16 protein-coding genes, 1 pseudogene and 1 riboswitch are annotated in these 17,102 nt (G+C 56.3%); of the genes and pseudogenes, 8 read left to right on the forward strand and 9 right to left on the reverse strand.

The features are described from left to right. Positions 1-133, forward strand: a pseudogene (locus M0974_RS05085) (hypothetical protein); the annotation flags it as partial. A 222-nt stretch (positions 134-355) separates the two neighbouring features. Beyond that, positions 356-1,474, forward strand: a complete 1,119-nt coding sequence (locus tag M0974_RS05090; RefSeq protein ID WP_297833596.1) for a cytochrome c — start codon at positions 356-358, stop codon at positions 1,472-1,474. A gap of 31 nt (positions 1,475-1,505) precedes the next feature. On the opposite strand, the gene M0974_RS05095 is transcribed toward M0974_RS05090, so the two are convergent. After that, positions 1,506-2,165 carry a TetR/AcrR family transcriptional regulator gene (locus M0974_RS05095; protein ID WP_297833557.1) on the reverse strand — a complete coding sequence of 220 codons (660 nt, stop codon included), beginning with the start codon at positions 2,163-2,165 and terminating at the stop codon, positions 1,506-1,508. A gap of 16 nt (positions 2,166-2,181) precedes the next feature. Further along, positions 2,182-3,525 (reverse strand): CDP-diacylglycerol--serine O-phosphatidyltransferase, encoded by a 1,344-nt coding sequence (gene pssA / locus M0974_RS05100; protein ID WP_297833567.1) that lies wholly within the window; start codon positions 3,523-3,525, stop codon positions 2,182-2,184. Between the two features lie 271 nt (positions 3,526-3,796). On the opposite strand from pssA, the gene M0974_RS05105 reads away from it, so the two are divergent. Then, positions 3,797-5,329, forward strand: coding sequence for a sensor domain-containing diguanylate cyclase (locus M0974_RS05105; protein ID WP_297833569.1), 1,533 nt, complete (start codon positions 3,797-3,799; stop codon positions 5,327-5,329). Between the two features lie 188 nt (positions 5,330-5,517). Here M0974_RS05105 and M0974_RS05110 read toward each other — a convergent pair whose 3' ends face one another. The 6 genes from M0974_RS05110 to M0974_RS05135 form a co-directional block, all read right to left on the reverse strand. Then, on the reverse strand, positions 5,518-6,660 hold the full coding sequence (locus tag M0974_RS05110; protein ID WP_297833571.1) for a glycerophosphodiester phosphodiesterase: 1,143 nt from the start codon (positions 6,658-6,660) through the stop codon (positions 5,518-5,520). 92 nt (positions 6,661-6,752) lie between these two features. After that, positions 6,753-7,322, reverse strand: a complete 570-nt coding sequence (locus M0974_RS05115; RefSeq protein WP_297833572.1) for a DedA family protein — start codon at positions 7,320-7,322, stop codon at positions 6,753-6,755. A 108-nt stretch (positions 7,323-7,430) separates the two neighbouring features. Beyond that, positions 7,431-9,131, reverse strand: coding sequence for a transporter (locus M0974_RS05120; RefSeq protein WP_297833574.1), 1,701 nt, complete (start codon positions 9,129-9,131; stop codon positions 7,431-7,433). 74 nt (positions 9,132-9,205) lie between these two features. After that, a complete protein-coding gene (locus M0974_RS05125; RefSeq protein ID WP_297833576.1) occupies positions 9,206-10,621 on the reverse strand; it encodes a glutamate decarboxylase in 1,416 nt (471 codons plus the stop codon). Between the two features lie 168 nt (positions 10,622-10,789). Further along, positions 10,790-11,512 carry a dienelactone hydrolase family protein gene (locus M0974_RS05130; RefSeq protein ID WP_297833578.1) on the reverse strand — a complete coding sequence of 241 codons (723 nt, stop codon included), beginning with the start codon at positions 11,510-11,512 and terminating at the stop codon, positions 10,790-10,792. A gap of 116 nt (positions 11,513-11,628) precedes the next feature. Further along, on the reverse strand, positions 11,629-12,513 hold the full coding sequence (locus M0974_RS05135) for a LysR family transcriptional regulator (protein ID WP_297833580.1): 885 nt from the start codon (positions 12,511-12,513) through the stop codon (positions 11,629-11,631). A 104-nt stretch (positions 12,514-12,617) separates the two neighbouring features. Here M0974_RS05135 and M0974_RS05140 point away from each other — a divergent pair, with 104 nt between their 5' ends. Continuing rightward, positions 12,618-13,139: a GNAT family N-acetyltransferase gene (locus M0974_RS05140; protein WP_297833582.1), complete on the forward strand. Its 522-nt coding sequence runs from the start codon at positions 12,618-12,620 to the stop codon at positions 13,137-13,139. A 62-nt stretch (positions 13,140-13,201) separates the two neighbouring features. On the opposite strand, the gene M0974_RS05145 is transcribed toward M0974_RS05140, so the two are convergent. Beyond that, positions 13,202-13,762: a histidine phosphatase family protein gene (locus M0974_RS05145; protein WP_297833584.1), complete on the reverse strand. Its 561-nt coding sequence runs from the start codon at positions 13,760-13,762 to the stop codon at positions 13,202-13,204. A gap of 70 nt (positions 13,763-13,832) precedes the next feature. Next, positions 13,833-13,894, forward strand: a riboswitch (cobalamin riboswitch). A gap of 55 nt (positions 13,895-13,949) precedes the next feature. On the opposite strand from M0974_RS05145, the gene M0974_RS05150 reads away from it, so the two are divergent. The 4 genes from M0974_RS05150 to M0974_RS05165 all read left to right on the forward strand — a co-directional run bounded on the left by M0974_RS05150 (position 13,950) and on the right by M0974_RS05165 (position 16,960). Continuing rightward, complete coding sequence (locus M0974_RS05150) at positions 13,950-14,162, forward strand: CbtB-domain containing protein (RefSeq protein WP_297833586.1); 213 nt, start codon at positions 13,950-13,952, stop codon at positions 14,160-14,162. A gap of 15 nt (positions 14,163-14,177) precedes the next feature. Next, a complete protein-coding gene (locus M0974_RS05155) occupies positions 14,178-14,921 on the forward strand; it encodes a CbtA family protein (protein WP_297833587.1) in 744 nt (247 codons plus the stop codon). Between the two features lie 102 nt (positions 14,922-15,023). Continuing rightward, the gene (locus tag M0974_RS05160; RefSeq protein WP_297833590.1) at positions 15,024-15,971 is read left to right on the forward strand and encodes a 2-hydroxyacid dehydrogenase; all 948 of its coding nucleotides are present in this window, start codon (positions 15,024-15,026) and stop codon (positions 15,969-15,971) included. 293 nt (positions 15,972-16,264) lie between these two features. Next, entirely contained in the window at positions 16,265-16,960 is a 696-nt protein-coding gene (locus M0974_RS05165) for a fumarylacetoacetate hydrolase family protein (protein ID WP_297833593.1), read from the forward strand. Positions 16,961-17,102 lie beyond the last annotated feature (142 nt).

The raw sequence follows: 17,102 nt of genomic DNA on the forward strand, positions 1-17,102 counted from the left end.
CATGGGTGCCGGGGAGTCAGCGGCGGTGCCCAGTGCGGCGGCGATTGCCAATGCGATTTACGACGCCACCGGGATTCGTTTTCGTGAACTGCCGATTACCGCCGAGCGGGTGTTGGCTGCTTTAAAAGGGGCCGGGGAGGCGGCCAACGGTGCGCCGCCGAATTCGCCTAAGGCCAAGCGTTCGAAGTGGCTGTTTGGCTCTTTGTTTGCGGCGTTCGGCGCGATTCTTGGGGTGGCTGCAACGGCGTTGCCTTGGCGTGCGGAAATTACGCCGATTACTCCACCTGCTGCGGGTACTTGGTCGACGGCGACCCTGGAACGTGGGCGTTTGCTTGCAGCAGTCGGCGATTGTGCTGTGTGCCATACCGCCCCAGGCGGGGTGACCAACGCCGGTGGGCTGGCGATGCAAACGCCATTCGGCACCCTCTACAGCAGCAACATCACGCCCGACCCTGCAACCGGAATCGGCAGTTGGTCATACCCGGCCTTCGAACGTGCCATGCGCGATGGCATCAGTCGCGATGGCAAAAACCTCTACCCTGCGTTTCCTTACACGGCATTCAGAAACATCAACGATGCTGACATGCAGGCGCTGTATGCGTATTTGATGTCGCAGACCCCGGTCAGCCAACCGGCCAAGGCCAACGACATGCAGTTTCCGTTCAACATGCGGCCATTGATGGCAGGCTGGAACGCGATGTTCTTGCGCAAAGGTGAGATCAAGCCTCAGGCCGAGCGCAGCGACCAATGGAATCGTGGCGCGTACCTGGTCAACGGCTTGGGTCACTGCGCGGCCTGCCATTCTCCGCGTAACGTGATGGGGGCGGAGAAGGGCGGTACTTCATTTTTGGCCGGCGGCACGGTCGATGGTTGGGACGCACCAGCGCTCAATGGTTTGTCGAAATCTCCCACGCCATGGACTGAAGATCAGTTGTTCAATTACCTGAGCAGTGGTTATTCCGATGCCCATGGTGTGGCCACCGGGCCTATGGGGCCGGTGGTCAGCGAACTGGCGAAATTGCCGAAGGCTGACGTGAGAGCCATGGCGGTTTATTTGGCCTCGCTGGACAGCAGTGCTCAGGCGCAAACCGCTCCGGTCGCTGAGGCAGTGGCGCAACCCAGCGTTGCATCGGTGTCGCTGAGCAATGGACAGCGTGTGTTCGAAGGCTCTTGCCAAGGGTGTCATGCTGACGGGCTCGGGCCGACGTTGTTTGGTGTCAGTCCGTCATTGGCGACTAACACTAACGTACACAGCGCGCAGCCGGACAATTTGCTAAAAGTGATTCTGCAGGGTATCGCGATGCCAGCTACGCCGGATTTGGGCTACATGCCCGCCTTTAAAGACAGCCTTTCTAATACCCAAATCTCCGAACTTGCAGCTTACCTGCGCAACCGCTTCGCCCCGGCGGAGCCTGCATGGCAAGGGCTGCCACAACGAGTCGCGCACGTGCGGGCCAATCCTGGGAGTCATTAAATTCCATTACCGGATTTGTGCTGGTAGGGCATCACACAATTACAGCGTCAGGTGGCGTTATGGACACGCCCCTCACCACCAGGTCGCTGATAAACGCTAGCCAATCTTGTTGCGGACGTTGTTGCGCGAGGTCTTCGCCAAGGAAGGAGGAGAGGGTATGCACGTTGGAGTTATAGAAGTAGCACAGTGAAGCGATCATCAAGTACACGTGTTTGATATCGACGTCTTGGCGGAACAGTCCTTGTTGTTGTCCCGCTTCAATAATCGGCCTCAGCACGTCCACCGCTTCACCGGACAAGCGCCGCAGTTCGCTCGACTGTTTGGCGTGTTTGCCTTTGTGCAGGTTTTCGATACTGAGGATGGCGACAAACTCAGGGTTATTCACGTAGTAATGCCAAACGAACGCGACCAATTCGCGCAGGGTTTGTACTGGAGTCGACGGGTCCAGTTGTAAAAGGCTTTCGGCATGGTTGAACCGTTCGTAAGTGTGTTCCAGCACCCGAATGAACAGCTTCTCTTTACTGGCGAAGTAGTAATAGATCATCCGGTCGTTGGACTCGGCTTCGCTGGAAATCTGCTCGATTCGGCCGCCAGAATAACCATCACGGGTGAATACCTTAACCGCAGCTTCCAGAATTCGCGCCTTGGTCTGGTCTGCCTGTTGGGCCCTGATGCCTGTCTTTTTGTTCACACGGTCGTCCTGACGGTTAAAGGATGCGGTACAGCAAACGTTCGATGCGCACGCGGCTGACCCGACGCAAGAATGTGCGTACGGCAACCGGGTATTCGCTGAGCGTGTCCAGCTCGTCGTACTTGCCGACGCGTAAGGTATTGCGCATCAGCTGAGTCAATTCGGCTGCTCGCGGTACGGTCCATTCGGCCTTGGGGTCGTCAATCAACAATGCGTTTTCCAGGTCCAACTGGAAAGCGCGCGGGTTCAGATTGTTGCCGGTCAACAAGGTGTAACGGTCGTCGGCCCATAAGCCCTTCAGGTGGAACGTGTTGTCGCCGTCCTTCCACAGGTGCAGGTTCAACTGGTGCCTGGCAATGGATTGCTGATGCTTACGGGCGAATTTGCGCAGGCTGATTTCGTACAGGTACGGCAACGCGGCGATGACCTTGAATGGCTCATCCGGGGCAATGAAAAAATCGTTAGCTGTCTTGTCGCCGATGATGATGTCGATCTTGACCCCACGCTTAAGGGCGCGATTGATTTCTCGAGTAACCACCACTGGCAGGTTGAAATACGGCGTACACAGGGTCAATTGGGTTTGGCTGGCGGCAATCAGCTCGCAGATTGTGCGGCTGAGCGGGTTTTTATTACCCACGCCCAGTAACGGAATGATCCGCAAGCCACCGGCGTCTTCGGTCCCGTCAGAGGTGTCGTACGATGCCCGCTTAAGCTCACTGCGAAACGCGCGGATTTCACCGCGTAGGCTGCGCGAGGTCGGCGGCGAGGGCAGGTCGAGGCGGTGCACGGCTTTGGACGTGAGCACTTCGCGCTGCACCATGTGTTGCATCGAGTCGGCCAGCGCCTTGTTCTGCAGCAGGTGATAACGATCCAGGCGGTACTTGTCGAATTTATGCAGGTAAACGTTGTTGATGCTGGCGCCGCTGTAAATGACACAGTCGTCGATCACGATGCCCTTGAGGTGCAAAACACCGAACAGCTCACGGGTCTGGACCGGCACGCCATAGATCGGCACTTCTACATCGTGCTCAAGGTTTTGCGCCTGGTACCAGGTCGAGTTGCCCGGCTGCTTACCCGCACCAATCAAACCGCGCTGGGCACGGAACCAATCCACCAACACCACCACATCCAGCGTTGGCCGAGCTGTTTTAGCGGCGTACAAAGCATCAAGAATTTCCTGCCCGGCTTCGTCTTGCTGCAAGTACAACGCAACCACGTAGATCCGCTGAGAGGCCGAAGCGATCTTTTCTAACAGGCAGCGGCGATAGTCGGCGGCGCTTGGCAGAAGCGTCATGGCTTCGGCTGACGAGGAAAAACCACGAAGGGCAGGAAGAATGGAGCGTCTGAAAGTGGAGCGCATAAGCCTCTCGTGGCAATAACCGGACAGTGCAGGAGCTTACACCAGAGTGCGGGCTAACGTGGATGTCCACGTTGAAGGCACGTTCAGCGCCTCAAGGTGGCAAAGCCTCATGGCGAAGAGTGTGTCTCGACTATGCTGGTGAACATCTATGAGTGGCTCACTGTTTATTTTTTGAAGTTATCGGGTTTTATAGACCCGGGTCACACGGCAGCCTGTGTCATTGACGTTATGTTGGTGTACGCTCGATACGTCTAAAACAAGGGTGAAGTTGTTGAATTCCCACAATGACGACAGCAAAGTAGATCTCGTACAACCGATTAAAAGAGCGCCAGTTTTATGGTTGGCAGTCGTTGCGATTTTTTTTGTCTGTGTGTCGATTGTGACGTTTAACCTCTGGCAACTGGAACATGCAAAAGAGCACGAGCTGCACCAAGCTGAAATCTCTACCACTAACCTGTCGAAATCACTGGCGCAGCAAGCTGAAGACACATTCGATGAAGCCGATGTGATTCTCGTCGATCTGGTTGAGCGCATACAGGTTGACGGATTGGCACCGGCTCAGGTTGATCGCCTCGAAAAGCTTTTGGCCCGGCATGTGGTGGAAACTGAGCAACTGCAGGGCGTGTTTGTTTATGACCGCGCCGGCAATTGGATTGTCAGTTCGTTCGGCATCAAACCACCCAACGCTAATAACGCCGACCGCGAATACTTCAAATACCACGAGCAAAACGCAAACCTGGGCGCGCATATTGGTAAAGCGGTGCGCAGCCGAACGACCAACGCCTGGGTTATTCCCTTCTCCAGGCGGGTGAATGATGCCCAAGGCAACTTCGACGGCGTGGTATTGGCCACCTTGGACATGAAGTATTTCGACCGCTTCTTTGACCGCTTCCATATGGACGATGAAGGCGCGATCTTTCTGTCTATGACTGACGGCACCATATTGGCAAGACGGCCGTTCACGGATGACGTGATAGGGAAGTCCATCGCCAAGGGCGAGATGTTCACCAACTACCTGTCCAAATCCATGTCCGGTACAGCGATGTTGACGTCGATCATCGACAACGTGACGCGACTCTATGGTTACAGGCAATTGGAGAAGTACCCGTTGGTCGTCGCAGCGGCGCTCTCCGAAGAGTCGTTGCTGCAAGAGTGGCGAGCCAACTCTTATAAGTCGCTCGTCATTATTGTCAGTGCGGTGATCGCCAATATTCTGTTCGGGATGGTATTGGTCCAACAAATTCGGTTCGGCTTGCAGGCAGAAACCAAGATGCGCATCGCCCAGAGCGCGTTGGAAAAACTTGCGTTGCAGGACAGCATGACCGGCTTGTCTAACCGGCGGCATTTCGAACGGGTGCTAAATATTGAGTTCCGCCGCAGCGGCAGGAGAAAAAAACCACTAAGCCTAATCATGCTGGACATCGATTTTTTCAAAAGTTTTAACGATGCCTATGGCCACTTTGCTGGCGATCAATGCATCGTGGCCGTCGCTGATTCCTTGCGCGCCTGCCTAAATCGCGCCGGTGACTTGGCGGTTCGTTATGGCGGGGAGGAAATGGCTATTTTCTTGCCGGACAATGACGCGGAGGGTGCCTTTGCGTTGTCCGAAAAAATACGCCTCTCAATTCTTGCCCGACAAATACCCCATGCCGATAACCCTTTGGGCATCGTCACGGTAAGCCTCGGTTGCTACAGCTGCGTGCCGGATGAACAGAATACTATCGAGACGTTGATACAACGCGCCGATGCGGCGTTGTATTCGGCGAAAAAGGCCGGTAGGAATATGAGCAGGGTGTTCGAGTAAGCCGTTTCAGCCGGCGGCCTGAGGCTTTGTCACCAAGAGTGATCCGTTGAGCCCCGTTGCCTGAATGTTAAGCTGCTGGGCTGCGTTACAGTGATGGCGATTGGCTGGTTGAATGGTCGCAACCGGGTCAGTTGCATGATGGACGTTGCGTTCCATCCTGTCGTGCGTGACCCGGTATAGCGACGGTTTCAGTAGCCGTTTTTACGCAGCAGTGTGTCGATGCTGTCCTTTGATGGGCGCCCATAGAACTTCAGCAACTGCGCCGACCGGTTAGTGAAGAAACCGTCAGCACCCCTTGCGCTCAGTGCCTTGTAATCTACAGCGTCATCAACGGTGTACGGGTGAATCACCAGGCCACGGTCGTGGGCCATTTTTGTCATCCAAGGTTTGACCATGTCCATGTAGCTTTGGTCGCCGCCGTGGGTGAGCACAGCCGCCGGGCCGATGCCTGATGCGCCGTGGGCTTTGGCCCAATCCATCCACGCGGCAAATTCCCCTTGGGACTTCACCTCTCGCCCGGCGTAGAACGCCGCTTTGTCCTTGGCGCCTGAAGCCTTGAAGGTCACGTCCGAGCTGGCTTCCATGTAGCCGTCACCGATCCACAGCAACAACACCTTAGGCACCTGCGGCATATATTTTTGCAGCAACTCCAGGCTTGGTTTTTCGAAGGTCTGCAACACTATTCGGCCCGGCGTGTTGGCTACGTTGACTTTGCCTTTGGCCGCTGCTCTTGTCTGTGTCGCAGGTTGGTTAATCCAGCCACGTTTGGCCAACAGTTTCTGCAGATCCTCTTCTACTCCCGGAAACTGCGCCGGCACCTTGGTTTCTATATACAAGCCGGGTTTGTTTTCGCCCTCTTCAGCAATGTCGATAACTTCATTCAGCGTCAGGATTTTCAGCCCGACGTAACTGCTGCGAGCCCGGGCCGGATAGGCCGCATTGAACCAGGAACCCGCATCAAGACGCTTGAGTTCTTCCAGGGTAAAACTGCTGATAGGGTCTTTAATTCGATCCGGGTAAACCTGCGCGATGTTGGTGGTACGCCCGAGGGTGTCGTCATGCAGGGCGATCAACACGCCGTCTTTGGTGCGTTGAATGTCCATCTCCAGGTAGTCGGCGCCCAGATCGCGAGCCAGCGCATAGGAGGGGATTGTCTCTTCAGGCGCATCGAATGAGGCACCGCGATGGCCAATAACTGCCGGCCAGGGCACGCCGATTTTTGCGGCGAGGGCCTTGCCGGGCTGTTCTGCTGCTAGGGTCGTTGTGCTTAAAAGAAGGGCACTGGCCACCAGTGTCAGTAGCCCGAGAGTCTTTGGAAATCGATTTAGCATCGTTGATCTTCCTTATCAGTTATCAGACATTCGCGGTTGCACTGTAGCAAGTCACGCATGACGGATTGGCTAAGGATCTATAACTAAGCGATTTAATCGGCGGATGCTTTCATGCGCCGACGCACAAAGCGCAACACCGCCACCAGCAATGCCAGTGCAATGAGTGTCAGCAGGGCGTCCTCTTCGTAGCGCTTGATGTCGGCGAACAACCATTCCAGTGACTGGCCGAACACATAACCGACACCGGCCACCAGTGGTGCCCAAATGGCGGCACCGATCAGGTTGAAGAAGATGAAGCGTGAGACTGGCACATCGCTCATGCCAATGGCGATCGGGCCGGCAATACGCAGGCCGTACATGAATCGTACGCCGATGATCAGCCCGCTTTGGTAGCGCTGCAGCAGGGTGCTGACACGTACTGCGGCGGGTTGCAGTTTTGGAAATCGGATTAATAGACGGCTGCCATAGCGGCGACCGATCATGAAAAACAGCGTGTCGCTTAATGCGCCGCCCAACGCGCCGACAATCGCCAGCAGTGGGAACGACAGATAGCCTTCATGGGCGGCGAAACCGGCAAGCATCAGCACGGTCTCCCCCTCAAGCGAGGCACCGATAAACACGGCCAGATAACCGTACTCAGCAATTGCCTGTGTCAGCGTCATACTCCAGCCTCATGGTGTGTGGAAGTTGCTGGAGTGTGACTGATTGTGGCTCGAATTTGTTCCTTGGGTGGGTGAAGGTCCTTCGTGTCGCCCGCGCCCCCGGCCTATCTACCGCGCCAACACCATCGCAAAGTACCCAAATATAGTTAATAAAATCCCTGACACGGCATACGCCACCGGAAAGCCAATCCAGGGCACGGTGCTGTCGATTTCTTTTGCGGCTTCGCGCGCCGGGCCCGAGTGACTGCGGGCGCCTGCGACGCCGCCCATGAGAATGGCCGGGTTGATCTTGAACACGTGAAAACCGATAGCCCAGACGATAAACGGCGGGATCGTACAGGCCACAAAACCCAACCCAAAAATCTTCAACGCAATCACCGCGCTCAATTGCGACACCAGACTCGCACCGGCATTGACACCGACGATGGCGACGAAAAAGATCAGGCCCATGTCTTCAAGAATGTTTCGCGCCGCATTAGGTGTATTGCCAAAGAAACGCACCCGTGACACCAGCGACGAAACGATAATCCCCGAGACCAATAGCCCACCGGCATTGCCCAGCCCCACCGAAGCGCCGAACGCCGGTACTTGCACCAGACCAATCAACAAGCCCAACACCATGCCTAACGACAACGTCAGCAAATCTGTGGCGGTGCTGGGGCGGCCGACTTTGCCGAGAATCGCGGTGGCCTTGTCGATGGCGCTGCGCAGCCCGATCAGGTGCAGCACGTCCATGCGCTGCAAGCGCGTCTCCAAACCTACGGTCAACGGTGCTCCGCCGCGTTCGATGCCGAGCAACTGCACTTGGCCGGCAATCGAAGAACTGCTGAACTCCTTAAGTGCCTTACCGATAGCGTCGCGGTGGGTTACCAGAATTTCGGCTTCGTCCAACGGGATATTCAGTGCACGTGCGTCCGGTACTTCTGGCCCGATCAAACCCATGTGGTCGGTCAGCATGTCCAGGCTACCGCCTAATGCGATCACATCACCGAGTTGCAACACCAAGCTAGGGTCTGCACCCAACAGCTGGGTGCCGCGCTCAACGTTTTCAATCTGATATTGACTGAAGTGCTCGCGAAACTGGCTGATGGTTTGGCCGTTCAGCTCTGGGTTGACCAGCCGATACGCCCGTAAATCAAACGGGCGATAACCGCTTAACCCTGCATCGTCGACGTTCGGTACGCCATGTTCGATCTCGTATTCCTTGGCTGCTTTGCGCGCATCTACACCCCACCAACGCGGCAGGTATTTGCAGATCAGGATGATCCCGACCGTGCCCCAGATGTAGGTGATGCCGTAGGACAACGCGATCATCGCCGTGGCCGCAGCCGCCGTAGTGCCCGGTGGCAGCGGCACGACCCCTGAAGTAATCGCTTGCTCTGCCGAACCAATGGCTGCCGACATGGTTTGCGAACCGGCAAGAATCCCGCCTGCAGCGCCGACCGGCAGTGATAACCAGCGCGTGCCCAGCACCACGATTCCCAAGCCGAGAAACGACGACAAAATCGCCAGGAAGGTGAACTTCAGGCCATCGCCCTTCAGGCTATTGATAAACGACGGCCCCACACGCAGACCGACGCCGTACATAAACAGGTAATAAAACAAACTTTTGGTGAAACTATCGAGTTCCAGGTGCACGCCATACGCGGCGGCCCATGACGCTACGGCGCAACCAATGACAATGGCTGCCGCCACTGCACCGAGGCCGTAGCCCTTGATGCTGCCGCGCCCGACCCACACGGACAGGCCGACGACTACGAACAACAGAATGTAAGGGTTGCTCTGCAGGAATGTCAGAAATGCAATCACTGTGGCCTCGTACCTTGTGATAAAGCGCTATGAGCACCGGGCAAGTTCTTTGCCCGGTGGGGTTCGAGGTCGAACTAGGCGGCGTCAGTTGGCTCGGCAGCGACGGCGCCATGATTGAAACTCGGGCCGGCGTCAGACGACAGTACCGGGTTTTTTTGCAGAAAAACGATGGCTTTGCGCAAGTCTTCCAGCAACAGACCAATCAGGTCGCGGCTGACGCCATGACGTATCAGTACGCGCTGCACAACGATCTCCTGACGGTCAGACGGCAGTGGGTATGAAGCAATCTGCCAGCCACGCATGCGCACCCGTTCCGACAAGTCATAGAGCGTGAAGCCGTGGTCGATGCCGTCCTTAAGCTTGTAACAAACCGCCGGGAGACCGTCCTTGCCGTCGTACACCAATTCCAATGGACCGAGGCGTGTGACTTCAGTTGCCAGCCATTGCGCGGTGTCGGAACAGGCTTGTTGGATACGCGTATAGCCATCACGTCCCAGGCGCAGAAAGTTGTAGTACTGGGCGATGATTTCACCGCCCGGACGGCTGAAGTTCAGGGCAAAGGTCGCCATGTTGCCGCCGAGATAGTCGACGTAGAAGATTAATTCTTCAGGCAGATCAGCTTTTGAACTCCAAATGATCCAGCCCACGCCCAGCGGTGCCAAGCCGTACTTATGGCCCGAGGCGTTAATCGACTTGACCCGCTCGATCTGGAAGTCCCACTTCAATTCTTTCTGAATGAATGGGGCGATAAAACCGCCACTGGCCGCGTCCACGTGAATCGGAATGTTCAGTCCAAGGTCGCGCTGCATGGCGTCCAACTCGGCTGCCAACGCAGCTACCGGTTCGTAGATCCCGGTAAACGTCACGCCCAGTGTCGCGATCACGCCGATGGTGTTCTCGTCGCAATACTCGCGCAGATCAGCAGGTTGTAAGCCCAACGCGTTGCCGCGCAACGGTACTTCGCGGATTTCCACATCGAAGTAACGCGCAAACTTTTTCCAGCAAATTTGTACCGGGCCACAGACGAAGTTGGGTTTGTCGGTTGGTAAACCGGCGTCTTCGCGAAGTTTTTTCCAGCTCCACTTCAACGCCAGGCCACCGAGCATCGCTGCTTCGCTGGAGCCAGTGGTAGAGCAGCCCACGGTTTGCCATGACTTTGGCGCATGCCAAAGGTCCGCAATTATATGTACGCAACGGTTCTCGATTTCCGCCGTTTGCGGGTACTCGTCCTTGTCGATCATGTTCTTGTCGAGGGCATCTGCCATCAACTTCTGCACTTCGGGCTCGACCCATGTGGTGCAGAACGTTGCCAGGTTTTGCCGGGAGTTGCCGTCCAGTAACAACTCATCCCGAACCAGGTTGTAAGCAGCCGATGGGGCGGTGGAATGATCGGGCAGCCGATACTTGGGCAGTAGTCGCTGCGACGTTCCGCTGGAGTAAACATCTTCAATAGCGTCGTCGCGAGTTTCAGCGGTTTGATGAAGGGCCATGAAATCCAACTCTGCAAGATGAGGGGAATGCTAGTGGCGCTACTGCGGCGTACAGAGGGCGCGCATGCAAGCGATTCGTAGCTAACCCCTGAGACCTTACGCCATCAGTGCAGAGTAGACGTTGACCCAGGTCAGTCATTCCCGGGAATCTGTTTCTGACCGAAGGTCTCAACCGTGGTTGATCTTCTTCAACCAGTTATCCAAGTCGGTGATCTCGTTGTCGCTGATGGTATGTCCAATGCCAGGGTAGGCATGAAAATCAGGCTCGATGGCTAGTTGTTTCAATCCTGTATTTGCGTCAGTTCCGGCCTCGTAGGGCAGTCGCTGGTCTGCGGTACCATGGCCAATAAATACCGCAAGGGATTTAAAGTTCGGTGAAGGTTTCAGCTCTGCCTTTAACACCGGAAGAAGCTTGCCGCTCAACGCTGCAATCCCGCGCAAAATCTCCGGATGCCGCAGGGCAACTTCATAAGACATGATCGCGCCCTGGCTGAACCCGATGAGGAACACCTTGTCTGGCTGGGTGTGGTACTTCTCGGTGGCTTTTACCACGAAGTCTGAAATCAACGCTTCACTGCTTTTCAGGTCGTCCGTTACGCCGTCGTAGGCGCCGTCGCCGGGTGTTTTGTTAAACCATTGATAGCTGTCTGTCCCCACTTCGAACGGTGCCCGCGCCGATAAAAATGTGTACTCGGCAGGCAATTCATCTTTGATGTCGAACAAGTCGGCTTCGTTACTGCCAGAACCGTGCAGGAAGATGATCAGTGGCTTGTTGCGCGATTGACCGTCGGTTTGCTCCAGATAACTCAAGGGCAGGTCGGTTTGCAGGGAGGATTGGGCGTGAGCAGCGGTTGAAGCGAGGATAAACAGTGCGGCGAGAAATTTAATCATATGCCTGCCTTTTAACAGCCTGTCAGGATCGAGGGCGAAGCTTATCACTCACGGCTGCCGGTGTTTTTACGGTTAGATTGTACCGTTCGTGATCGACCCTTTTCCTGCGAGCGAGATCAAGCCAACGTCATTAACCCATCCAGCACTTGGCGTAGCGCTTTGCTGACGGGTTTGTCCTGTCGCAGCACGATACCCAAGGTACGCGTCAGCGGGGATGTCAGGCTGCGGACTTGAAGTCCGCGTCGATGGTGGTCGGCTGTGACGGACAGGCTCGGGACGATGCTGTAGCCAAGGCCCGCGCCGACCATCTCCTTGATCGCTTCGACACTGCCCAGCTCCATGACGGGTTTGATCCGAATACCCGATTGCGCATACCACTGGTTGATCAACATCCGCGTGCTGCTGCCTGCTTCGAAGATAACCAGCGGGTAATTGCTCAAGGTGATGGGGGTGATGTGTTCCGGGAGGTTTGTTTCATCAGCGCTGAAAATCGCCACGAAGTCATCATTCAATAACGGGGTGACCAACAGGCTGCGCCCAGCGGCAGGCAGCGTTACCAGGGCCAGGTCCAGACGATTTTCCTCGACTGCTTTTATCACGCCTTCGGTATTACCAATGCTGACCCGAACCTCCAGCGCCGGGAATCGTTGCCGCAAGGTCTGAAGAATAGGTGGCAGAAGGTGGATGCAGGCGGTGGCTCCCGTACCGATAGCGATGGTGCCGGCCACTTCCTGTGCGTGAGTCGAGAGGTCCAGCAAGGCATTTTCGACCGTGGCTTCGATGTGGATAATATGTTCCAGCAGCACGTTGCCTGCGCTCGTCGCCTTGATGCGTTTACCGACCCGCTCGATCAAACGCACATTGAGGCGCTGTTCCAACTGGCGGATTTGCTGGCTGACGGCCGGTTGCGTTAACCCAAGTTTTTCTCCTGCCGCCGAAAAGCTTCCGCAGGTAATGACACACGAATAGGTGTGGAGATGATTCAGGTTTAGTCGGTTCATCTCAAAGTTTTTCTTATGCTATGGATAAGTGATCATAACTTTTTATTAGTTATCGCGACCGGCATTATTACGCCCCACCCGACAGTCTTTGGAGCACCAGCAATATGAACACCGGCCAGACCCCCATCCTGCGCAACGCCACCGATGATGATATGCCCAGCGTGCAAAGCATCTACGCGCAGCATGTGCTCGGCGGTATTGCCAGCTTTGAACTGGAAGCGCCAAGCATCGAGGAAATGATGATTAGGCGCACCGACATCCTCGCCAAGGGGCTGCCGTATTTGGTGGCAGAACTGGCGGGTGAAGTGGTGGGTTATGGCTACGCGACGTTATACCGACCACGTCCTGGTTATCGTTTTACCGCTGAAGACTCGGTGTATGTGCGCGAGGGTTTAGGAGGGAAGGGTATTGGGCAGGCGTTGCTCGGCGCAGTCATCGAGCATTGTACCCAAGGCGGCTGGCGACAAATGATCGCGATCATAGGCAACAGTGAGAACCATGCTTCGATCCGACTCCACGAACGCCACGGGTTTCGTCGCGTGGGTGTGTTCGAGTCGGTCGGTTTCAAGCACGGGCGTTGGGTGGATACCGTGTTGATGCAACGCGCGCTGGGTGATGGGGTTTGACACAAAAAGGGAAACGGCTTCAGTTTGAATGTGACGCTGCTGTTTCTTTAAACAAAGCGTTGTTATAGAAAGCCTCGCTCCATCCTTAAGCGCCATCGTCCGTTGAAGCGCAGCTCCGTGATCGACAGTGGCTCGATGTCGATGCCATTAAACGCCGCGGTTGGGCATTGCAGGGCATGGACGATGGCAGCACGGATGACGAACGGGTGAGTGATTGCTACCACATGGCCTGGGGTGCGCAAGTTATCAAGCCAGGCACCGACGCGGGCGCAGACGTCGGCAATGGATTCACCGCCATGGGGCGCGCTGTTGCTGTCACTAAGCCACGCGTTAAGTGCTTCGGGCTCATGCGCCTGGAGGTCGTTGATGCGCTGCCCTTGCCAACGCCCGAAGTCGCAATCACGTAGCGCAGGCACTGTCTCGATCTGTGTGCCGAACAACAGCGCAGTCTGTTGAGCACGGGCTTCCGGCGCGCTAAGCAACTGCACCGACGCTTTGAAGCGATCAGACAGCGATTGCCCTGATGCTTGCCAGTCCATCTCGATGGATTCGTCCTGCGGGAAGCGCGCAAGGTTCTGCGCGACAGTTCGGGCGTGGCAGATCAAGGTCAGACGAGTTGCCATGGTGGTCCACACTGGTTTTACGAATTCAGAAGAGTACACTGCCCCAGCAGTTGCATCATGTTACAGAGCAGGAAGCCGGTTCGATTCCGGCGCGGTCGCGCCACTGTATTCGGTCATCACCGTAAGCCAGACCTTGTTTTGTTCGCCCGTTATCCGTATTGGGACGCGAGTTCCCTGGAGGCTTTATATGACTTTTAACGCTACAACACATACCGATACTTCGCTGCCGGTCATCCCGCTGGGCGAAATTGTGCCGTGGGCAGTTTTCGTTGGCTTGTTGTTGATGCTTGCGCTGTACTTCGTTGGCGCAGAACAAGGCGCTACATCGATGTTTTCCGGTATGTATGTCCATGAGTTTGTGCATGACGGTCGCCACTTGCTGGGCTTCCCTTGCCACTAATTTCAGGAACATGACATGACTGGGCAATTACTCGTAAGGGGAATGCTGGTGGGCTTGCTCGCCGGTCTTCTCGCGTTTGGCTTTGCAAAAGTGTTCGGTGAGCCGCAGATCGACCAAGCTATCGCCTTTGAAGAGCATCATATGTCGGCGATGCACGGCGATGCTCCGGAAGAAGAACTGGTCAGCCGCGACGTCCAAAGCACCTTCGGTTTGTTCACTGGCATTCTGGTTTACAGCATCTCGCTGGGCGGTATTTTCGCGCTGGTGTTCGCCTATACCTTGGGTCGGGCAGGCAATATCGGTCCTCGCGGGCTTGCGGCACTGTTGGCGCTGGCGGCGTTTGTAGCGATCATTTTGGTGCCGGGTCTGAAGTACCCCGCCAATCCGCCGTCCATCGGCGACCCTGAAACCATCGGCAAGCGCACCAAATTGTTCTTCCTGATGATGCTGCTGTCGGTAGCGGCAATGGTCATCGCGATCAATGCCGCGCGTAAGCTGATTGCCACACGCGGTGTCTGGAATGGCGCATTGTTGGCGGTGGCACTGTACGCAGTGATCATGGTGCTGGCAGCGGCTATGTTCCCCGTAGTCAATGAAGTGCCAGCAGATTTCTCGGCCACGCTGTTGTGGAAGTTCCGAGTGGCCTCGCTGGGCATTCAAATCGTTTTGTGGACCACCGTTGGCCTGGCCTTTGGCTGGCTGGCCGAGCGTAAACTCAACCCGGTGAACTCACGGCCCCGGGCGAAGCTTCAGTCCTGAAGCGCTCAGTTCTAAATGCAGAGGCCCGCGTTGTGCGGGCCTTTTACTGTCAGTAGTATTTTGTGGTTTTAAACGCTATTTGATTTCGACTGAGAGGGAATCATGACAACGACTGTTCTGGTGTTGGTAGAAACCATCAACGACTATCTGCCGATAATCGAAAACAGTGGCTTCACTTTGATTCTTGCGCCGACCCCAGCGGAACGCGCCAAGGCCATTGCGACCCATGGTGAGCAGATCAACGCGGTATTGACCCGCGGTCCGCTGGGTTTATATGCCGATGAAATCGCCGCACTGCCGCACCTGGAAATCATCTGTGTGATTGGCGCCGGTTATGAACACGTCGATCTCGGTGCCGCTAGGGCTCGGGGTGTCATGGTCACCAACGGGGCTGGCGTGAACGCACCCTCGGTGGCCGACCACGCCATGGCGTTGTTGCTGTCGTTGGTGCGCGATATTCCAGGCGCCGACGCGTCGGTACGCCGTGGCGAGTGGCGCAAGGTCATGCGTCCTTCACTGGCGGGCAAGCGCCTTGGCATCCTCGGTTTGGGCTCGGTGGGCATGGCCATTGCCAAGCGTGCGGCGCTGGGGTTCGATATGTCGGTGAGCTACCATAATCGTCGGCCGCGCAGCGATGTACCCTACGCGTATTGCGCCACGGCGGCTGAGTTGGCGTTAGTGTCAGACTTCTTGATCGTCGCCACGCCTGGCGGTGCAGGGACACACCAGCTTGTGGATAGAAACGTTCTTGAGGCACTTGGCCCTAACGGTTTTATCGTCAATATCGCTCGCGCCAGTGTCATCTCCACGGTTGACCTGATCGACGCTTTGGAACACAAACGCATTGCCGGTGCTGCGCTGGATGTGTTCGATGACGAGCCGCAAGTACCCGATGCGCTCAAGGTTTTAAGCAACGTGGTCCTGACCCCGCATGTCGCCGGGCTATCACCGGAAGCCTCCCAGGGGACTGTGCAGTTGGTGGCGGATAACTTGCTGGCGTTCTTTTCCGGGAAGCCCGTGCTGACGCCTGTTCCATTGCCGGAGAATTGATTTACAGTCGTTTTCGATAGCGAGGTGAGTCAACCAGGCCGCCTTCGCGAACAAGTTCGCTCCCACCGAGATCAGGTTTTGCCTTCAGGGACTTGTGGTTCGCACAAAATCCTCAGGCGGATCAATATCCGGTGGCGAACTTGTTCGCGAAGTGAGCGACGCGGTGTTGTAGGTAGAAGCCACCTGCGTTGCTCTGTCCAAATGCTTCAGTGTTCTGTCCAACCTGTTCTCGACCGACCCGCGCACAATAACGCCATGCCCGCTATCCATCGGCTGTCTGTCAGGAGAAAACCATGAGTGACTTTGTGATCGCCCCCGTTACCGCCCCGTCGTTGGCCGTTGAAGGCACGTCGAGCCGTTTTCCTATTCGTCGCGTTTTTTGCGTCGGCCGTAATTATTCGGACCACGCCCGTGAAATGGGCCACGATCCAGACCGCGAGCCGCCATTTTTCTTCATGAAACCGGCTGATGCCGTGGTTCCAGCAGAAGGCACCTTGGCTTACCCAGCACTGACCGAAGACCTGCACCACGAAATCGAACTGGTGGTAGCCATCGGCAAAGATGGCGTCGATATCGCGCCGGAAGATGCACTGAGCCACGTTTGGGGCTATGCCGTTGGTGCCGACCTGACCCGTCGCGACATCCAAGCCCAAGCGAAAAAAATGGGCCGTCCGTGGGATTGGGCCAAAGGCTTTGACGAATCGGGCCCAAGCTCGCCGCTAAAGCCGGTTAGCAGCGTCGGCCATCCGGAGAAAGGCGCGATCTGGTTACAGGTCAACGGCGTCGAGCGTCAGCGCGGTGATCTAAGCGACCAGATCTGGCCGGTCAAAGACGTCATTAGCTACATTTCGCAGTCGGTAAAACTCAAGGCCGGCGACCTTATATTCACCGGTACACCAGCCGGTGTCGGCGCGCTGCACGTGGGTGATGTGGTCCACGGTGGAATCGATGGGCTCAATGAGTTCACCTTTACCGTCGGCGCCCGCTAACGGTTCAGCTGTTTGCCTGATCACTATTCGCTAGGCCTGACTGCCGCATCTGAAATACCCTGTTGCGGTCAGTCCGAAGCGAAGTCAGGTACACCCGCCATGTCGACATTGTCCCGCGTTCCCACCTACGGCATGCAGCAGC

Origin of the sequence: Pseudomonas sp. (assembly GCF_026224925.1) — a bacterium.
Classification (GTDB): domain Bacteria; phylum Pseudomonadota; class Gammaproteobacteria; order Pseudomonadales; family Pseudomonadaceae; genus Aquipseudomonas.

What these genes read in the sequence shown, in the direction of transcription:
- pssA (WP_297833567.1), bottom strand. Translation starts at nt 3,525, where the DNA reads ATGCGCTCCACTTTCAGACGCTCCATTCTTCCTGCCCTTCGTGGTTTT.
- M0974_RS05110 (WP_297833571.1), bottom strand. Translation starts at nt 6,660, where the DNA reads ATGCTAAATCGATTTCCAAAGACTCTCGGGCTACTGACACTGGTGGCC.
- M0974_RS05115 (WP_297833572.1), bottom strand. Translation starts at nt 7,322, where the DNA reads ATGACGCTGACACAGGCAATTGCTGAGTACGGTTATCTGGCCGTGTTT.
- M0974_RS05125 (WP_297833576.1), bottom strand. Translation starts at nt 10,621, where the DNA reads ATGGCCCTTCATCAAACCGCTGAAACTCGCGACGACGCTATTGAAGAT.
- M0974_RS05130 (WP_297833578.1), bottom strand. Translation starts at nt 11,512, where the DNA reads ATGATTAAATTTCTCGCCGCACTGTTTATCCTCGCTTCAACCGCTGCT.
- M0974_RS05135 (WP_297833580.1), bottom strand. Translation starts at nt 12,513, where the DNA reads ATGAACCGACTAAACCTGAATCATCTCCACACCTATTCGTGTGTCATT.
- M0974_RS05140 (WP_297833582.1), top strand. Translation starts at nt 12,618, where the DNA reads ATGAACACCGGCCAGACCCCCATCCTGCGCAACGCCACCGATGATGAT.
- M0974_RS05145 (WP_297833584.1), bottom strand. Translation starts at nt 13,762, where the DNA reads ATGGCAACTCGTCTGACCTTGATCTGCCACGCCCGAACTGTCGCGCAG.
- M0974_RS05150 (WP_297833586.1), top strand. Translation starts at nt 13,950, where the DNA reads ATGACTTTTAACGCTACAACACATACCGATACTTCGCTGCCGGTCATC.
- M0974_RS05155 (WP_297833587.1), top strand. Translation starts at nt 14,178, where the DNA reads ATGACTGGGCAATTACTCGTAAGGGGAATGCTGGTGGGCTTGCTCGCC.
- M0974_RS05160 (WP_297833590.1), top strand. Translation starts at nt 15,024, where the DNA reads ATGACAACGACTGTTCTGGTGTTGGTAGAAACCATCAACGACTATCTG.
- M0974_RS05165 (WP_297833593.1), top strand. Translation starts at nt 16,265, where the DNA reads ATGAGTGACTTTGTGATCGCCCCCGTTACCGCCCCGTCGTTGGCCGTT.